This is a genomic window from Ornithinimicrobium tianjinense (assembly GCF_014636495.1).
Classification (GTDB): Bacteria; Actinomycetota; Actinomycetes; order Actinomycetales; family Dermatophilaceae; genus Ornithinicoccus; species Ornithinicoccus tianjinensis.
Genome location: NZ_BMEM01000004.1, coordinates 183,379 through 199,707 on the forward strand (window position 1 = coordinate 183,379; position 16,329 = coordinate 199,707).

The following is a 16,329-nucleotide window of genomic DNA, read 5'->3' on the forward strand; positions in this document are numbered from 1 at the left end:
CAGGCCGACGGGGCGGCCCCTCCGTGAGGAGGGACCGCCCCGTCCGTGGTTGACCGCCCGCGAGGAACGCGGGCGCGTCTGTCTCCGATCCGGGTGGATCAGAAGTCCATGCCACCCATGCCGCCGTCGGCGCCGCCCGGCATCGCGGGGGCCTTCTCCGGCTTGTCGGCGATGACCGCCTCGGTGGTGAGGAACAGGGCCGCGATGGAGGCGGCGTTCTGCAGGGCAGAACGGGTCACCTTCACCGGGTCGGCGACACCGAAGGCGAGCATGTCGCCGTACTCGCCGCTGGCCGCGTTGAGGCCGTGGCCCGGGGTGAGGTTGCGGACCTTCTCCGCCACGACGCCGCCCTCGAGACCGGCGTTGATCGCGATCTGCTTGAGCGGGGCCTCGACGGCGACCTTGACGATGTTGGCACCGGTGGCCTCGTCGCCCTCGAGCGACAGGCCCTCGAACGCCTTGGACGCCTGGATCAGGGCCACGCCACCGCCGGCGACGATGCCCTCCTCGACCGCAGCCTTGGCGTTGCGGACGGCGTCCTCGATGCGGTGCTTGCGCTCCTTGAGCTCGACCTCGGTCGCGGCGCCGGCCTTGATGACGGCCACGCCCCCGGCCAGCTTGGCCAGACGCTCCTGCAGCTTCTCACGGTCGTAGTCGGAGTCGCTGTTCTCGATCTCGGCGCGGATCTGGGCCACGCGACCGGCGATCTGGTCGGCGTCGCCGCCGCCCTCGACGATGGTGGTCTCGTCCTTGGTGACGACGACCTTGCGGGCGGTGCCCAGCAGGTCGAGCTCGGCGGTCTCGAGCTTGAGGCCGACCTCCTCGGAGATGACCTGGCCACCGGTGAGGATGGCGATGTCGGCCAGCATGGCCTTGCGGCGGTCGCCGAAGCCCGGGGCCTTGACGGCGACGGACTTGAAGTTGCCGCGGATCTTGTTGACGACGAGGGTCGCGAGGGCCTCACCCTCGACGTCCTCGGCGACGATCGCCAGCGGCTTGCCGGACTGCATGACCTTCTCCAGCAGCGGGAGCAGGTCCTTGACCGAGGAGATCTTGGAGTTGACGACGAGGACGTAGGCGTCCTCCAGGACGGCCTCCATGCGCTCGGTGTCGGTGACGAAGTAGGGGCTGATGTAGCCCTTGTCGAAGCGCATGCCCTCGGTGAGCTCGAGCTCCAGGCCGAAGGTGTTGGACTCCTCGACGGTGATGACACCCTCGTTGCCGACCTTGTCCATGGCCTCGGCGATCATCTCGCCGATCTCGGTGTCGGCCGCGGAGATGGACGCGGACTGCGCGATCTGCTCCTTGGTCTCGACCTCCTTGGCCATGCTCAGCAGCTCGTCGTTGACCGCCTTGACGGCGACCTCGATGCCGCGCTTGAGGGCCATCGGGTTGGCACCGGCGGCGACGTTGCGCAGGCCCTCACGGACCATGGCCTGGGCGAGGACGGTCGCGGTGGTGGTGCCGTCACCCGCGACGTCGTCGGTCTTCTTGGCGACCTCCTTGACCAGCTCGGCGCCGATCTTCTCGTAGGGGTCCTCCAGCTCGATCTCCTTGGCGATCGAGACACCGTCGTTGGTGATCGTGGGGGCGCCCCACTTCTTCTCCAGCACGACGTTGCGGCCCTTGGGGCCGAGGGTCACCTTCACGGCGTCGGCAAGGGTGTTCATACCCCGCTCGAGGCCGCGACGGGCCTCCTCGTCGAACGCAATGGTCTTGGCCATCGTGGTCTTTCCTCCACACGCTGATGGGCGGATGACCGGCGGAGTCGCCCGCGACGGACGAGCCAGGCCCGCGAGGCTCACGTCGCCACCGCTGCCCGACCCTCGACACTGCCGATCGGATCTGTCACTCTCAGGCCGAGAGTGCTAACGCCCATGTTGGCACTCGACCCCTTCGAGTGCAAATGCCACCCTCCGCACGCCACCGAGCGCGCGGAACGATAACGGCATACCCACCGACCGCGCCGGCAGCAACCACGTGACGCGCTCGGTCGCAGGGAGGTGTGGTCAGGTCAGGGGGTGCGGAGCTCGAGGGCGCGGACGGCGGCGTCGCGGAGGGTCTGGTCCTCCAGACCCAGGCCGCGGCAGCCGCTGACGAGGCCGTCCACCCCCAGCGCTCCGGCGTCGAGCAGCTCACGGAGCCGAGCGGCCAGGCGCTCGAGGAGGGACGCCTGGTCCTCGACGAACGCGCGGTCCACCACCAGCCCGTGGCCCGGCACCCATGTCCCGCTGTCTGCTCCGAGGTCGGAGTCGAGGAAGGCCCGCACGGTCGCGCCCCACTCGAGCGGGTAGGCGTCCTCCATGTGAGGGTCGGCGCCCTCCTCGACCAGGTCTCCCATGAAGACCACGCCGGCGTCGGGCACGCCGACCACGAGGTCGTGGTCGGTGTGCCCGCGCCCGCGGTGCATCAGCGTCGCCACCCGGCCGCCCAGGTCGAGCTCGGTGTCCTCCTCGACGAGGTAGAACGGCATGACGATCTCGGTCATCTCGATGGCGCGCGCGATGTGCTCGCGGTCGGTCCGGCGCATGTGGGCGACGATCGCCTCCCGCTGGATCTCCGCCGTGCGCACCAGGTCGTCGACGGCACCAGAGTGGGCGTAGATCTGCGAGTCGCGGAACGCGCTGTTGCCGAAGCAGTGGTCGTAGTGGGCGTGGGTGTTGACCACGACGACCTCGAGGTCGGTGACCTCGCGGACCGCGGCGAGCAGCTCCATACCGTGCTCGTGGTAGCTGCGGGTGTCGATGACGAGGGCCCGCTCGGAGCCCACGACCAGGCCGCAGTTGAGGTTGAGCTCCTCGTGGCGACGCACGTGGACGCCGGGCGCGACCTGCTCCCACGTCACCTCAGCCATGGGCCGCAGTCTACGAGAGGCCGGTGATCGTCCCGTCGTCCGCGATGTCCATGCCGTTGGCCGCCGGGACCTTCGGCAGGCCGGGCATCCGCATGATGTCCCCGGTCAGCGCGACGACGAACCCGGCCCCCGCGTTGACGACGAGGTCGCGGACCGTGATCCGGAAGCCGCGCGGGGCGCCGAGCCGGGTCGGGTCGTCGCTGAAGGAGTACTGCGTCTTGGCCATGCAGACGGGGAGCTCGCCGTAGCCGTCGGCCTTGATCTGGCCCATCTGGGTGGCCGCGGAGGGTGCCAGGTCGACACCGTCGGCGCGGTAGATCTCGCGCGCGATGGTCTCGATCTTGCTGTGCAGCTCGTCGCTCGGGTCGTAGAGGGGACGGTAGCTGCTCTCCTGCTCGCACAGCTCGACGACGGCGCGCGCCATCTCCTCACCGCCCTCGCCACCCTTGGCGAAGACCTCGGAGAGCACGACCCTGACCCCGAGCGCCTCGCAGCGCTGGCGCACGAGGTCGAGCTCGGCGTCGGTGTCGCTCGGGAAGCGGTTGATGGCCACCAGGGCCGGCACGCCGAACTTCGCGAGGTTCTCGAGGTGCTGCTCGAGGTTGACGATGCCGTTGCCCAGGGCGAACAGGTCCTCGTTGGTGAGCTCCTTCTTGTCCTTGCCGCCGTTGAGCTTGAGGGCACGGACGGTGGCGACGACCACGGCCGCGCTCGGCTTGAGGTCGCCGGCCGGGCAGACGATGTCGAAGAACTTCTCCGCGCCCAGGTCCGCGCCGAAGCCCGCCTCGGTGACGACGTAGTCGGCCAGCTTGAGCGCGGTCTTCGTGGCGACGATGGAGTTGTTGCCGTGGGCGATGTTGGCGAAAGGCCCGCCGTGGATGATCGCCGGGGTGTTCTCCAGGGTCTGGACCAGGTTGGGCTTGATGGCGTCCTTCATCAGCAGCGCCATGGCCCCCGGAGCCTCCAGGTCGGCGGCCGTCACGGGCTTCTTGTCGTAGGTGTAGGCCACGACCATCCGACCGAAGCGCTCCTTGAGGTCCTCGAGGCTGGTGGCCAGGCACAGTGCCGCCATGATCTCGGAGGCGACGGTGATCTCGAAGCCGGACTCGCGGACGACGCCGTCGCCGACCTTGCCCATGCCGATGACGACGTTGCGCAGCGCGCGGTCGTTCATGTCCAGGACGCGCGGCCAGACGACGCGCTTGGGGTTGATGTTGAGCGGGTTGCCCTGGTGCAGGGAGTTGTCCAGCAGCGCCGCCAGCAGGTTGTGGGCGGAGGTGATCGCGTGGAAGTCACCCGTGAAGTGCAGGTTGATGTCCTCCATCGGCACCACCTGGGCGTAGCCGCCGCCGGCCGCGCCGCCCTTCATCCCGAAGACCGGGCCCAGGGAGGGCTCACGCAGGGTGGTGATGGTCTTGGCGCCGATGCGGTTGAGGGCCATCGACAGACCGACGTTGGTCGTCGTCTTGCCCTCGCCGGCCGCGGTGGGGTTGATCGCCGTGCAGAGGATCAGCTTGCCGTCCGGACGGTCCGCGAGCCGGTCCAGGACCGACAGGGAGATCTTGGCCTTGTCGTGACCGTAGGGGGCGTACTCGTCGACGGACAGGCCCAGCTGCTCGGCGATCTCACCGATGGGCTTGAGCTCGGCCGCCTGGGCGATCTCGACGTCGGACTTCACTGGGGGACCTCCTGCGGACAGGGCGGTCATCTCGTCGACCCGCCACCGCAGAAAACGGTAGCGCGACGGCGAGAACGCCGTTTCGGAGGGGTCCCTCAGAGCTCGATGCCGAGGCGCCGGGCGGAGCGCGTCCGCTGCCGGCGGGCGCGCTGGCGACGCAGGCGCTTGATGAGCATCGGGTCGTGCGCCAGCGCGTCGTCGTTGTCGATCAGCTGGTTGAGGATCTGGTAGTAGCGCGTGGGGCTCAGGTCGAACAGGTCCTTGACCGCCTGCTCCTTCGACCCGGCGTACTTCCACCACTGGTGCTCGAAGTCGAGGATCTCGCGGTCACGGTCGGTCAGCGAGGTCGGTTGCCCGGGCTGGATCCGCGTGGCTGCACCCAATGTCCCGTCTCCCTCTCGACTGCTCGCTCACGTGTGTGGGCCCAAGACTACGCCATCAGACTTACACAGGTGTCATTCCTGGCCCGGTGTGGCGGACGGCATACTCTCGTGCCGTGCCGTCCCCCACCCCGCTGAGCGAGCTCGTGCACCCGTCCTGGGCGCGGGCGCTCGAGCCGGCGCAGGGCACAGTGGCGCAGCTCGGCGCCTTCCTGCGCGAGGAGGTCGCCGCAGGTCGCGGTTACCTGCCGGCCGGCGAGCACGTGCTGCGCGTCTTCGAGCGGCCGCTGGAGGAGGTGCGGGTGCTCATCGTCGGCCAGGACCCCTACCCCACCGTCGGGCACGCCGTCGGCCTGAGCTTCTCGGTGGCCCCGGACGTCCGCCCCGTCCCCCGCAGCCTCCAGAACATCTACACCGAGCTGTCCACCGACCTCGGCCTGCCCACCCCGTCGTCCGGCGACCTCACCCCGTGGGCCGAGCGGGGCGTGATGCTCCTCAACCGGGTCCTCACCGTCCGCCCGGGCACCCCGGCGAGCCACCGGGGCAAGGGCTGGGAGGAGGTCACCGAGCTGGCCATCGACACCCTCGTGCGGCGCGGCGGCCCCCTCGTGGCGATCCTGTGGGGCCGCGACGCGCGCGGGCTCGCAGCACGGCTCGGCGACGTGCCGCGCATCGAGAGCGCGCACCCCTCGCCGCTTTCGGCCCGCAGCGGCTTCTTCGGCAGCCGGCCGTTCAGCCGCACCAACGAGCTGCTGGTCCGCCAGGGCGCGGACCCCGTCGACTGGAGGCTCCCGTGACGCTCCCCCCGACCGGCTCCGGCGCCGGCGCGATCAGGCCGCTCCCGCGGCCCTGGACGAGGTATGTCGCGATCGGCGACTCATTCTCCGAAGGGATGAGCGACCCCGACCCGCGCACGCCGGACGCCTACGTCGGGTGGGCCGACCGGCTCGCCACCCTGCTCGCCCCGCACGTCGAGGAGTTCGGCTACGCCAACCTGGCCGTGCGCGGCCGCAAGCTCGACGACATCGCCGGGCCGCAGCTCGACGCCGCTCTCGCGCTCGGGCCCGACCTGGTCAGCATCGTGGGCGGGGGCAACGACATCCTGCGCCCGCGCGCCGACATCGACGCCCTGGCCGCCCAGCTCGAGGCCGCGGTCGTCCGGATCCGCGCGACCGGGGCCGACGTGCTCATGGCGACCCCCACCGACCCGGCCGGGGCGCCCGTCGTGGGGCTGACCCGCGGCCGTGCGGCCACCTACATCGCCCACATCTGGACGATCGCGGGCCGTCACGGCTGCTACGTCCTCAACCAGTGGGCCCTGGACGTCCTCAAGGACTGGCGGATGTGGGCCGAGGACCGCATCCACATGACGCCCGAGGGGCACCGGCGCGTGGCGCTGGCGGCCTACGCCGCGCTCGGCCACGACCCGCAGGACGCCGACTGGCACGTGCCGCTGCCCCCGCAGGCGCCGGCGGGGACCCTCGAGACGGTCCGCGGCAACGCCCAGTGGGCCCGCGAGTACCTCTCCCCCTGGGTCCAGCGCCGCCTCACCGGGCGCTCCTCCGGCGACCACGTCACCCCCAAGCGGCCCGACCTGGCACCCGCGGACGAGCCGAGCCTGCACGCCATACCCGAGAAGGAGCCCGACGATGGCTGACCTTGACCTCACGACGCACCGCGGCCTGTGGCTGTGCGTGCTCGGCGCGGACGCGCTGGAGCTGCTGCCGACGGACGGCATCGGCTGGCTGGGCGTGGACCTCCAGCACGGGGTGTATGACGTGGCGCACCTCCCCGGTCTCCTGCGGGTCGCGCAGGTTCCGGTGCTGGCCCGGGCCGCCTCCCAGGACCCCGGCCACCTGGCGCGCGTGCTCGACACCGGCGTGGCCGGCGTCATCGTGCCCGGCGTGGAGTCGCCGGCCGACGTGGAGTCGCTGGTCGCCGCGGTGCGCTTCCCGCCCGAGGGCCGGCGCAGCACCGGCCTGACGCGCGCCGTCCTCGTGGGCGGACCCGAGCGCCCCCTCCTGCTGCCGATGGTGGAGACGCGCGGGGCGCTGGAGACGGTCGAGGAGATCGCGGCGGTGCCCGGCGTGGACGGTCTGTTCGTCGGGCCGTACGACCTCTCGCTCTCGCTGGGCCGCCCGGGAGTCACCGACGCCGACGTCGTCGCCGGGATCGCGCGGGTCCGGGAGGTGACCCGCGAGCGCGGTCTGCTCGCGGGTGCCTTCAGCGCCCACCGCGAGCTCGATCCCCAGCTCCCGGCCGACCTCGACCTCGTCGCCGTCGACACCGACATCACCGCGTTGCGGCAGGGCGTCGCCGGCCTGCTCGGCGGCTGACGCGCCCGACCTCGTCGACCTCGCCACTGAGGCGACAGGTGTTCCGCGGAACACCCACAACCCCCGAAAGTGCCGCACGTGCGGCTGTTACGCTCTGCTCATGGCGCAGATGCGAGTCAGTGAGGCTGCCAGCCTGCTGGGCGTCTCCCCCGACACGATCCGACGGGCCGTGGACACCGGCCGGCTGACCGGGGGCAAGGACGATGCCGGCCGCACGGTCGTCGAGTCCGTCGACGTGGCCCGGATGGCCCAGGAGCACGGGCAGCCGTCGGAGTCCACTGCCACCCACTCCTCGCCGCGCAACCAGATGCGGGGCATCGTCACCCGCGTCCTCAGCGACACGGTGATGTCGCAGGTGGAGGTGCAGGCCGGGCCCTTCCGGCTGGTGTCGCTCATCTCCACCGAGGCCGTCGAGGAGCTCGGCCTCGAGCCGGGCTCGGTCGTCGTCGCCTCCGTCAAGTCCACCAACGTCACCGTCGGCCTCGGGTGATGGCGCCCGCCACCGCCCTCACCGGTCGCGGCCTGACGTTCCTGCTCGCCGCCACCACGAGCCTGGCGCTGACCTCGTGCGAGGCGACCGCCGAGAGCTCCGGGGCACTCTCAGGCGACCGCACCGTGACCGTGCTCGCCGCCGCCTCGCTCACCGACGTCCTGGCGGAGATCGCCGCCGACTTCGAGGCGGACCACCCCGGCGTCACGGTCGAGACCTCCTTCGCCGCGAGCTCCACGATCGTCCAGCAGGTCAACGAGGGCGCGCCCGCCGACGTGGTGGCCCTCGCCGGTCAGCAGGCCCTGGAGCCGCTCGAGCAGGCCCGGCGGGTCTCCGAGCCGGTCGTCCTGACCACCAACACCCTCGAGCTGGCGGTGCCCCCGGACAACCCGGCGGCCGTCGACGGGGTCGAGGACCTGACGGCCGCGGGCCTGCGCCTCGTGGTGTGCCAGCCCGAGGTCCCCTGCGGCACGGCGGCCGCGACGCTCTTCGACCGGCTCGGCATCGACCCGCAGGTCGCCTCCTACGAGCCGGACGTGCGCGCGACCCTGAGCAAGGTGGCGCTGGGCGAGGCCGACGTCGGCGTCGTCTACCGCACGGACGTCGCCGCGGCCGACGGGGCCGTCCTCGGCGTCGAGATCCCCGCGCAGGACAACGTGGTCAGCTCCTACCCCGTGCTCGCCGTGTCCGGCTCGCCGCTTGCCCTGGAGCTCATCGAGGAGATGCTGTCGGCCCGCGGCCAGCAGCACCTCGCGGACGCGGGCTTCGGCGCGCCATGACAGCGCGCGGGGCCGGCGCCCGGCTGCCGCTCGTCGCCCCCGCCGCGGTGGGCGTGGCGTTCATCGTCCTCCCGCTGCTCTCGCTCCTCGTGCGTGCGGACTGGGCGGACCTCGCCACCCACCTGGCCGCACCCGTGGTCGGGCAGTCGCTGCGCCTCTCCGCGCTCACGACGAGCATCACGATGGTCGCGGTCTGGATCCTGGGCACCCCGCTCGCCTGGTTGCTCGCCCGTTCCGAGCACCCGCTCACCGCCTGGGGCCGCGCCCTCGTCACGGTCCCGCTCGTCCTGCCGCCCGTGGTCGGGGGCGTCGCCCTCCTCATGACGTGGGGGCGACGCGGCGTGCTCGGCGGATGGCTGGAGTCGACCCTCGGCGTCACGCTGCCCTTCACGACCGCCGCCGTCGTGATGGCGGAGATCTTCGTGGCGCTGCCGTTCTACGTGATCTCTGTCGAGGGCTCGATGCGCGGCCTCGACCGCCGCTTCGACGAGATCGCCGCCACGCTCGGCGCCGGCCCTGTCCGCACCTTCCGCGCCGTCGTCGTCCCGATGGTGCTGCCCGGCATCGCCGCCGGCTCGGCGCTGGCGTGGGCGCGGGCGCTCGGCGAGTTCGGCGCGACGATCACCTTCGCGGGCAGTTTCCCGGGGCGCACCCAGACCGCACCGCTCGGCGTCTACGCCGCGCTCGAGCGCGACCCCCAGGCCGCCATCGCGCTCTCGCTCGTCATGCTCCTCGTCAGCGTCGTGGTCCTCGGCGCGCTCCGCTCCCGGTGGCTGCGGTGACCCGCCTCGACGCGCGCCTGGGCGTCGCGGTCGGCGGCTTCGACGTCGAGGCCGACCTCTCGTGCGACGGAGGCGTGACCGCGCTGCTCGGCCCCAACGGCTCGGGCAAGACGACCCTGCTCAAGGCCCTCGCCGGGCTCCTGCCCCTCAGCGGCGGGCAGGTCCGCGTGGGCGGGCGCACCTGGGCCGACGCGGCACGGCATACCCACGTCGCGCCGGAGGCGCGCAGCGTCGGGATGGTCCTCGCGGACCCGCTCCTCTTCCCGCACCTCACCCTGCTCGACAACGTCGCCTTCGGGCCCCGTTCCCGAGGTATGCCGCGCGCCGGCGCCCGCGCCCGCGCCGCCGAGGAGCTGGGCCGGGTGGGTCTGGCCGACCTCGGCAGCCGCAGGCCGGGGCAGGTGTCGCAGGGCCAGGCGCAGCGCGCCGCGCTCGCGCGGGCCCTGGCCACCGACCCGGTCGTGCTGCTCCTCGACGAGCCGCTCTCGGCGCTCGACCCGCAGACGCGGTCCGCGACGCGCGCCGACCTGTCGCACCGACTGCGCGACTTCCCCGGGACGACGATCCTCGTCACCCACGACCCGCTCGACGCGCTGACGCTGGGCGACCGGCTGGTCTTCCTCGAGGACGGGAGGGTCGTCCAGGCCGGCACGCCGACCGAGGTCATCGCGCGGCCGCGCTCCCCCTACGTCGCCTCCGTCGTCGGGCTCAACCTCCTGCGCGGGCGGCTCGCCGCCGACAGCTCACCGACCCTCGAGCTGGCGGACGGGGCGCGCCTCGTCGTGGCCGGCGTGCCGGAGGACGCCCGACCTGGCGACCGGCTGCTCGCCACCGTCAACCCGGCCGCCGTCACCCTCTACTCCGAGCGGCCGGCGGCGTCGGCGCGCAACCTGTGGGAGCTGGAGGTCGCCGCGGTCACGGTGACCGGGCAGCGCGCCCGGGTGCGCCTGCGCGGCATACCCGGGACCGACCTGGTCGCCGAGGTGACGCTGCCGGCCGTGGCGCAGCTGGGGGTCGTGGCCGGCCGCCGCCTGTGGGCGGGCGTCAAGGCGACGGAGGTGGAGGTCTACCCCGAGGCGTGACCAGGTGCCCGGCCGGTCCCGCGCCCCGATTCACGGCTGACGCCACGTCCGGCGCTAGGGTGCGCGCCATGGTGCAACGCGTGCTCCCCAGCGACGAGGCGCAGGACCTGCTCGCACTCGTCCGCGAGATCGCCGACGAGCAGCTCCTCCCCCAGGTCGACGAGGCCGAGGCTGCGAAGCGGTTCCCGCGAGAGGTCTTCACCATGCTCGGGCGGACCGGGCTGCTGTCGCTGGCCTACCCCGAGGAGCACGGCGGCGGCGGGCAGCCCTACGAGGTCTACCTGCAGGTCGTCGAGGAGATCGCCCGCGCCTGGATGTCGGTCGCGGTCGGCGTCTCCGTGCACTCCCTCACCGCCTTCCCGCTCGCGACCTTCGGGAGCGCCGAGCAGCAGGAGCGCTGGCTGCCGGGGATGCTGGGCGGCGAGCAGCTGGGCGCCTACTGCCTCTCCGAGCCCCAGGCCGGCTCGGACGTCGCCGCGATCCGCACCCGCGCCGTCAGGGACGGCGACGACTACGTCATCACCGGCGGCAAGGCGTGGATCAGCCACGCGGGACACGCCGACTACTACACGACCTTCGTGCGCACCTCCGACGACGGCGGGCGTGGGCTGTCGTGCTTCCACATCCCGGCCGGCACCGAGGGCCTGACCTTCGCCGAGCCCGAGCGCAAGATGGGCCTGCACTGCGACACGGTCGGCGAGGTGCTCCTCGACGGCGTTCGCCTCCCCGCCGAGCACCGGATCGGCGAGGAGGGCAGGGGTATGCAGATCGCGCTCGCCGCACTCGACTCCGGTCGCCTCGGGATCGCGGCTGCCGCGACCGGCCTGGCGCAGCGAGCCCTGGAGGTGGCCAGCGCCTACGCGACCGAGCGCGAGCAGTTCGGCCGCCCGATCGCCGACAACCAGGGTCTGGCCTTCCTCATCGCCGAGATGGCCGCCGCCGTCGGGTCGGCCCGCGCGACCTACCTGCACGCCGCCCGCCTCAAGGACGCCGGCCAGCCGCACACCCTCGAGGCCTCGATCGCCAAGCTCGTCGCGACCGACGCCGCGATGAAGGTGACCACCGACGCCGTGCAGGTGCTGGGCGGCTACGGCTACACCACCGACTTCCCGGCCGAGCGCTTCATGCGCGAGGCCAAGGTGACCCAGATCTTCGAGGGCACCAACCAGATCCAGCGCCTCGTCATCTCGCGCCAGGTGCTGGCCGAGCACGCCCGGCGCTGACCCTCGACCGCATACCGGAGGAAGCATGAAGATCACCGAGTCCACCGTCGCCCTCGTCACCGGCGGCGCCTCCGGCCTGGGCGAGCAGACCGCCCGACACCTGCTGGCCGACGGCGCCCAGGTCGTGCTCGTGGACCTGCCTGGCGGGCGCGGCGAGCAGCTGGCCGCCGAGCTCGGCGAGCGCGCCCACTTCGCCGGCGCCGACGTGCGCGACGAGGGCGAGGTCGCCGCGGCCGTCGCGACCGCCGCCGGTCTGGGCGAGCTGCGCGTCGTCGTCGCCTGCGCCGGGGTCGCCACGCCTGGTCGCGTCCTCTCCAAGCGGGGCGTGCTGCCGCTGGAGACCTACCGCACGGTCGTCGAGATCAACCTGATCGGGACGTTCAACGTGCTCCGCCTGGCGGCCGAGCAGATGGCCGGCAACGAGCCGGTCCCCGACGAGCGCGGCCTGGGTGACCGCGGCGTCATCGTCACCACGGCCTCGGTGGCGGCGTTCGACGGTCAGATCGGCCAGGCGGCGTACGCCTCGTCCAAGGCCGGCGTCGCCGGGCTCACCCTGACCTGCGCGCGCGACCTCGCCGACAAGGCCATCCGCGTCATGTGCATCGCGCCCGGCGTCTTCGAGACCCCGATGATGGCCGGCATGCCCGAGGGCGTGAAGGAGTCGCTCGAGGCCCTCGTGCCGCACCCCGCGCGTCTGGGCAAGCCCGAGGAGTATGCCGCGCTCGTCGCCCACATCGTCGAGAACCCGCTCCTCAACGGCGAGGTCATCCGCCTCGACGGCGCCCTGCGCATGCCCCCGCGCTGAGCCCGGCGCCCGGGCTCAGGTGCCCGTGTGCCAGCGGCGCAGCCGGTCCAGCTCGGCGGGCGGGACCCCGAGCAGGGTGACCTCCTCGCCGTCGCGCAGTACGGCCACGACCCTCCAGGGTATGCCGCCAGCCGGCTCCCCTCGCACGTCGAGGACGTCCGCCCGGCTGAGCCGGCGTGGCCTACGCCCCTCGATGACGGTGAGCGCGTCAGGGTCGAGACGCGTGCCGCTGCGCTCGAAGCGGCCCGCCCACATCAGGAAGACGCCGAGTCCGAGCGCGGCGAGCGTCAGCACCACCGCCGCGGGGTGCGTCGGGCGCGCCAGCACGAGCGCGGCCAGGGCGCTCACGCCGATGAGGCACCCCAGGGCGGCACGCAGCAGCGGCACCCACCGTGGCTGCATGAGCCACTCCCCCCGGTCCTCCTCGGCGGTCGTCACGGCGTCAGGCTAGCGCCGGGCCTCAGCCAGCGCACCGAGATGAGCACCGCGGCGACCCCGGCGAGCAGTGGCAGCACCATGCCGGCGCGCAGTCCCGCGGAGTCCGCGACCACGCCATACACGGGGGACGTCAGCAGGAAGCCGGCGCGCATCAGCCAGGTGACCAGCCCGACGCCCGCGCCGTAGGGCAGCCCGCGCAGGTCGTGGGCGGCGGCGAAGGCGGCCGGCACGAGCGTGGAGCAGCCCAGCCCGAGCAGGACGAAGCCGACCATGCCGGCCGGGACGCCCGGCGCGAGCATGGTCACCAGGGCGCCTGCCGTGATGAGGACGCCCCCGGCGGCGGCGGTCCGGCCGCGGCCCAGACGGTCGGTGACCGCGTCCCCCAGCAGGCGCCCGACGAACTGTGCGGCGTAGGCCGCGACGTAGGCGAGGCCCGCCACGCCGGCGGCCGCGCCGAGGGCGTCCCGGGTGTAGAGGGCCGCCCAGGAGTTGCCGATCTCCTCCACGAGGGTGCCGCTGACGGCCAGCGCCGCGAACGGCGCGACCAGCAGCAGAGCCCCGCGGCGACCGGTGGTGCGCTCCTGCCCCGCGCTGTGGTGGTCGTCCTCCCCCGGCAGCCGGGCGAGCCACCCGGCCAGCACGGCGACGCAGGACCAGACCACGGCGCTGGCGACGAGGACCGGCCCGACCGGGAGGCCGAGTCCTGCGGTCCAGGCCCCCACGAGACCGCCGACCACGGCCCCCAGGCTCCAGACCGCGTGGAGGGAGTTGATGATCGAGCGGCCCAGGGCGCGCTCGATCCGCAGGCCGTGGACGTTCTGGCCGGCGTCGAGGACGGGGTCGATGGTCCCGGCGAGGAACAACGCCGCGAACAGCAGCCAGAACCAGGGGCTCGAGGCCGCGGCCGCGACGAGCACCGAGACCACGACGGTGCCGACGGTGGCCACCCGCATCGCGCCGAACCGGCGCAGCACCCACCCGGAACACGCCGCCGTGAGGACGGAGCCGACCGCGAACGCGACGACCATGAGGCCGAAGCCGGAGTTCGACAGGTCGAAGCGGTCCTTGAGCTGGGGGTAGTGGGGCAGCAGCGTGGCGACCACGGCGGCGTTGGTGAAGAACTGCAGCGAGACGCCGACGCGGGCGCGGGCTGGACGGGATCGGGTGGTGGACACCCGACCCAGGGTAGGTGGGCGGCGCGCCCTGGCCTCAGTCGCCGCGCAGGCCGAGGCCGCGGCCGTGGGCCTGGAGCGTCAGGGTCCTGGCGGTGATGTCGACCTCCAGCTCGTTGGAGCTGAGCACCTCCATCACCATCCGCTCGACGAGCCCACGCTCGTCGTCGCAGGCCTTCAGCGTCATGACCGCGTCACCCACGCTCACGCTGGTGCCGTCCTCGCCCAGGGTGTAGGGCGCGCTGCCGGTGTTGCAGCCGGCCTGCACCTCCAGGGTGCCGTCCGGGCCGAAGGTGAGAGAGGCCTCCACGCCCGCGGGCACGCTCGAGACCGCGTCACCGGAGATGAAGCTGTCCAGCCGCCACACCGTGCCCTGCAGCGGCAGGTCCGGGTCGGCCACCTCCCGGTCCTGCAGGGTGAGGACCGTCGAGCCGGTCGTGAGGGTGAGCGTGTCCTCCTCCAGCGAGAGGGCCGGCTCGGCACCCAGCAGCCCGGCGAGCCAGGTGTCCTGCTCCGCGAGCCCGTCCGGGCAGCCCATCTCGGTCATCGCGAGGTCGCCCACGAGGAGTGTCCCGTCGATGATCCGGAAGGTCCCGCCCATGGTGTTGCACCCGGCGCTCGCCGAGATCTCCTCGTCGGTGAACGAGAGCCGCACCCGGGTGCCCTCCACCAGGTCGCGAGGGGCGCCGTCCTCCGTCACGCCGCTGCTCAGGAAGGTGCGCCCGGCCACATCCGGCCTTCCGGCCGGACCGACGAGCTCCCCGCACGCCGTGAGCAGGAGCAGGGGGACGGCGAGCGCGACGGCATACCGGAGAGACCTCATGCCGCTCGGACGAGCAGGCAGCGCGTGGAGTTCCCGGCCCCGGGTCGGCGTCCTCGCAGGAGTCGAGCCTCCGGGCGCTGGCCACCGACCGGTCAGGATGGGAGCTGGCGAAGGGACTCGAACCCTCAACCACCTGTTTACAAGACAGGTGCGCTACCAGTTGCGCCACGCCAGCGGACCGTCCGGCGCGCCGGACGCCCGACGAGTGTATGCCGTGCCGGCCCGCCGCCCGAAGCGCCGACCCCGGCTCAGCCGATGACGTTGGCGTTGAGCCACGTCTGCAGGGCGACCACGGTCCGGTAGTTCATGTAGGTCGAGCCGTCGCGCGTCATACCGATGCGGGTCTGCAGGGCGGCCTGCGAGCGCGGGCCCCACAGCCCGTCCGGCGTGGTGCCCACCTCGGACTGCAGCGCCTTGATGGTCGCGGTGTCCCACCGACCGGTCTCGGCGATGCCGACCCATCGCTGGATCGCCTTGACGGTCAGGGGGCCGCGCTGCCCGTCGACCACCAGCGGCGCCATGTCGGAGGCGCCACCCCCGCCCGCCGGCGCCAGGATGGTCCCGCTGATGTAGCCGCCCCCGTCCGCCAGCCTGACCCAGCCGTCGCTGAGCGTGCCCGTCACCGTGGTGCCGTGCGCGGCTCCGCCGACGATCCGGTATGACGTGCCCGGCCCGGAGCGGATGTTGGCGCCCGCCGTGGCGGTCACCACCCAGGAGGTGCTGCTGCTCGGAGGCGCGGGGGCCGGGGCTGGCGCGGTCGTGGTGAGCGTCGTCGCGCTCACCCAGCCGCGGCCGTCGGCGAGCCTGACCCAGCCGTCGCTCATCGTGCCGGTGACCTGGGTGCCGTTGGCGGCGCTGCCGACGATGGAGTAGGTCAGGCCCGGGCCGCTGCGGATGTTGGCACCGGGCGTGGCTTTGACCCACCACGTGCCCGGGGCTGGCGCGGGGTCGTCCTGGCCGGGGTAGGGCGCGAGGCCATTCTCCATGGTCAGTCCCGCGCGCACCGAGCACACCGGCCAGGCGCCGGGACCCTGCACCTTGAGCACCTTCTGGCCGATGGTGATCTGCTGCAGCTTCGTGGCCTGGTGGGCGTAGGGGGCGAAGTCCTCGCCGCCGAAGCTCTGCCAGGTCGGGTGCCAGAACTGCAGCCCGCCGTAGAACCCGTTGCCGGTGTTGATCGACCAGTCGCCACCGGACTCGCACTCGGCGACGCGGTCCCAGACGTTGTCGGTCTCGGCCGCGGCCGCGGTGGGGGCGGTGACGCCGACCGCCGTCACGGAGGCGGCCCCGGCGAGGGCGAGGTGGCCGGCGCGACGCAGGCCGGAGGGTCGGGCGGTGGAGCGGTGCCGCGGGTTCGTGGCCATGTCGACGAGGTCCTTCCGGGGACGACAAGGGTGGCGCACCCGTCGCCTCCTGTGACCGGCGGGACGCATGTGGTCAGAGTGACGAGCCTGACCACGGTAGCGACACAGTGGCGTGCAGCACAA

Annotated in this window: 17 protein-coding genes and 1 tRNA gene; 9 read left to right on the forward strand and 9 right to left on the reverse strand. The window is 72.9% G+C overall.

Features of this window, described 5'->3' with window-relative positions; genetic code table 11:
* Positions 1 to 98 precede the first annotated feature (98 nt).
* From groL to IEV65_RS12465, 4 genes are all read right to left on the reverse strand, one after another.
* Positions 99 to 1,724: a chaperonin GroEL gene (groL, locus tag IEV65_RS12450; RefSeq protein ID WP_188431265.1), complete on the reverse strand. Its 1,626-nt coding sequence runs from the start codon at positions 1,722 to 1,724 to the stop codon at positions 99 to 101.
* A 290-nt stretch (positions 1,725 to 2,014) separates the two neighbouring features.
* Positions 2,015 to 2,854, reverse strand: coding sequence for an MBL fold metallo-hydrolase (locus IEV65_RS12455; RefSeq protein WP_188431267.1), 840 nt, complete (start codon positions 2,852 to 2,854; stop codon positions 2,015 to 2,017).
* A gap of 10 nt (positions 2,855 to 2,864) precedes the next feature.
* Positions 2,865 to 4,562: a formate--tetrahydrofolate ligase gene (locus IEV65_RS12460; RefSeq protein ID WP_229735237.1), complete on the reverse strand. Its 1,698-nt coding sequence runs from the start codon at positions 4,560 to 4,562 to the stop codon at positions 2,865 to 2,867.
* 65 nt (positions 4,563 to 4,627) lie between these two features.
* Positions 4,628 to 4,915: a DUF3263 domain-containing protein gene (locus tag IEV65_RS12465; RefSeq protein ID WP_188431271.1), complete on the reverse strand. Its 288-nt coding sequence runs from the start codon at positions 4,913 to 4,915 to the stop codon at positions 4,628 to 4,630.
* A gap of 113 nt (positions 4,916 to 5,028) precedes the next feature.
* Between IEV65_RS12465 and IEV65_RS12470 the strand changes: the two genes are divergently transcribed.
* From IEV65_RS12470 to IEV65_RS12510, 9 genes are all read left to right on the forward strand, one after another.
* Positions 5,029 to 5,709, forward strand: a complete 681-nt coding sequence (locus IEV65_RS12470) for a uracil-DNA glycosylase (protein WP_229735238.1) — start codon at positions 5,029 to 5,031, stop codon at positions 5,707 to 5,709.
* Positions 5,706 to 6,569: an SGNH/GDSL hydrolase family protein gene (locus IEV65_RS12475; RefSeq protein ID WP_268235348.1), complete on the forward strand. Its 864-nt coding sequence runs from the start codon at positions 5,706 to 5,708 to the stop codon at positions 6,567 to 6,569. The genes IEV65_RS12470 and IEV65_RS12475 overlap by 4 nt, the downstream gene beginning before the upstream one ends.
* Positions 6,562 to 7,248 carry an HpcH/HpaI aldolase family protein gene (locus IEV65_RS12480; protein ID WP_188431275.1) on the forward strand — a complete coding sequence of 229 codons (687 nt, stop codon included), beginning with the start codon at positions 6,562 to 6,564 and terminating at the stop codon, positions 7,246 to 7,248. Before IEV65_RS12475 ends, IEV65_RS12480 begins: the two co-directional genes overlap by 8 nt.
* Before the next feature lie 100 nt (positions 7,249 to 7,348).
* On the forward strand, positions 7,349 to 7,738 hold the full coding sequence (locus tag IEV65_RS12485; protein ID WP_188431277.1) for a TOBE domain-containing protein: 390 nt from the start codon (positions 7,349 to 7,351) through the stop codon (positions 7,736 to 7,738).
* Positions 7,738 to 8,517 (forward strand): molybdate ABC transporter substrate-binding protein, encoded by a 780-nt coding sequence (modA, locus tag IEV65_RS12490; protein ID WP_188431279.1) that lies wholly within the window; start codon positions 7,738 to 7,740, stop codon positions 8,515 to 8,517. Before IEV65_RS12485 ends, modA begins: the two co-directional genes overlap by 1 nt.
* A complete protein-coding gene (locus tag IEV65_RS12495; RefSeq protein ID WP_188431281.1) occupies positions 8,514 to 9,299 on the forward strand; it encodes an ABC transporter permease in 786 nt (261 codons plus the stop codon). The genes modA and IEV65_RS12495 overlap by 4 nt, the downstream gene beginning before the upstream one ends.
* Entirely contained in the window at positions 9,296 to 10,381 is a 1,086-nt protein-coding gene (locus IEV65_RS12500) for an ABC transporter ATP-binding protein (protein WP_188431283.1), read from the forward strand. Before IEV65_RS12495 ends, IEV65_RS12500 begins: the two co-directional genes overlap by 4 nt.
* A gap of 68 nt (positions 10,382 to 10,449) precedes the next feature.
* On the forward strand, positions 10,450 to 11,604 hold the full coding sequence (locus tag IEV65_RS12505; RefSeq protein ID WP_188431285.1) for an acyl-CoA dehydrogenase family protein: 1,155 nt from the start codon (positions 10,450 to 10,452) through the stop codon (positions 11,602 to 11,604).
* A 25-nt stretch (positions 11,605 to 11,629) separates the two neighbouring features.
* Entirely contained in the window at positions 11,630 to 12,409 is a 780-nt protein-coding gene (locus IEV65_RS12510) for an SDR family NAD(P)-dependent oxidoreductase (RefSeq protein WP_188431287.1), read from the forward strand.
* A 15-nt stretch (positions 12,410 to 12,424) separates the two neighbouring features.
* On the opposite strand, the gene IEV65_RS12515 is transcribed toward IEV65_RS12510, so the two are convergent.
* From IEV65_RS12515 to IEV65_RS12535, 5 genes are all read right to left on the reverse strand, one after another.
* A complete protein-coding gene (locus IEV65_RS12515; RefSeq protein WP_188431289.1) occupies positions 12,425 to 12,847 on the reverse strand; it encodes a hypothetical protein in 423 nt (140 codons plus the stop codon).
* The gene (locus IEV65_RS12520) at positions 12,844 to 14,022 is read right to left on the reverse strand and encodes an MFS transporter (protein WP_188431291.1); all 1,179 of its coding nucleotides are present in this window, start codon (positions 14,020 to 14,022) and stop codon (positions 12,844 to 12,846) included. The genes IEV65_RS12515 and IEV65_RS12520 overlap by 4 nt, the downstream gene beginning before the upstream one ends.
* Positions 14,023 to 14,056: 34 nt before the next feature.
* Positions 14,057 to 14,842 carry an META domain-containing protein gene (locus IEV65_RS12525; protein ID WP_188431293.1) on the reverse strand — a complete coding sequence of 262 codons (786 nt, stop codon included), beginning with the start codon at positions 14,840 to 14,842 and terminating at the stop codon, positions 14,057 to 14,059.
* A 102-nt stretch (positions 14,843 to 14,944) separates the two neighbouring features.
* Positions 14,945 to 15,017: transfer RNA gene (locus tag IEV65_RS12530), tRNA-Thr, on the reverse strand.
* A gap of 73 nt (positions 15,018 to 15,090) precedes the next feature.
* Positions 15,091 to 16,206, reverse strand: coding sequence for a transglycosylase family protein (locus IEV65_RS12535; RefSeq protein ID WP_188431295.1), 1,116 nt, complete (start codon positions 16,204 to 16,206; stop codon positions 15,091 to 15,093).
* Positions 16,207 to 16,329: the final 123 nt, after the last annotated feature.

Coding starts and splice junctions, on each gene's coding strand:
- groL (WP_188431265.1), bottom strand. CDS start 1,724: ATGGCCAAGACCATTGCGTTCGACGAGGAGGCCCGTCGCGGCCTCGAG.
- IEV65_RS12510 (WP_188431287.1), top strand. CDS start 11,630: ATGAAGATCACCGAGTCCACCGTCGCCCTCGTCACCGGCGGCGCCTCC.
- IEV65_RS12455 (WP_188431267.1), bottom strand. CDS start 2,854: ATGGCTGAGGTGACGTGGGAGCAGGTCGCGCCCGGCGTCCACGTGCGT.
- IEV65_RS12485 (WP_188431277.1), top strand. CDS start 7,349: ATGGCGCAGATGCGAGTCAGTGAGGCTGCCAGCCTGCTGGGCGTCTCC.
- IEV65_RS12525 (WP_188431293.1), bottom strand. CDS start 14,842: ATGAGGTCTCTCCGGTATGCCGTCGCGCTCGCCGTCCCCCTGCTCCTG.
- IEV65_RS12505 (WP_188431285.1), top strand. CDS start 10,450: ATGGTGCAACGCGTGCTCCCCAGCGACGAGGCGCAGGACCTGCTCGCA.
- IEV65_RS12495 (WP_188431281.1), top strand. CDS start 8,514: ATGACAGCGCGCGGGGCCGGCGCCCGGCTGCCGCTCGTCGCCCCCGCC.
- modA (WP_188431279.1), top strand. CDS start 7,738: ATGGCGCCCGCCACCGCCCTCACCGGTCGCGGCCTGACGTTCCTGCTC.
- IEV65_RS12535 (WP_188431295.1), bottom strand. CDS start 16,206: ATGGCCACGAACCCGCGGCACCGCTCCACCGCCCGACCCTCCGGCCTG.
- IEV65_RS12480 (WP_188431275.1), top strand. CDS start 6,562: ATGGCTGACCTTGACCTCACGACGCACCGCGGCCTGTGGCTGTGCGTG.
- IEV65_RS12460 (WP_229735237.1), bottom strand. CDS start 4,562: ATGACCGCCCTGTCCGCAGGAGGTCCCCCAGTGAAGTCCGACGTCGAG.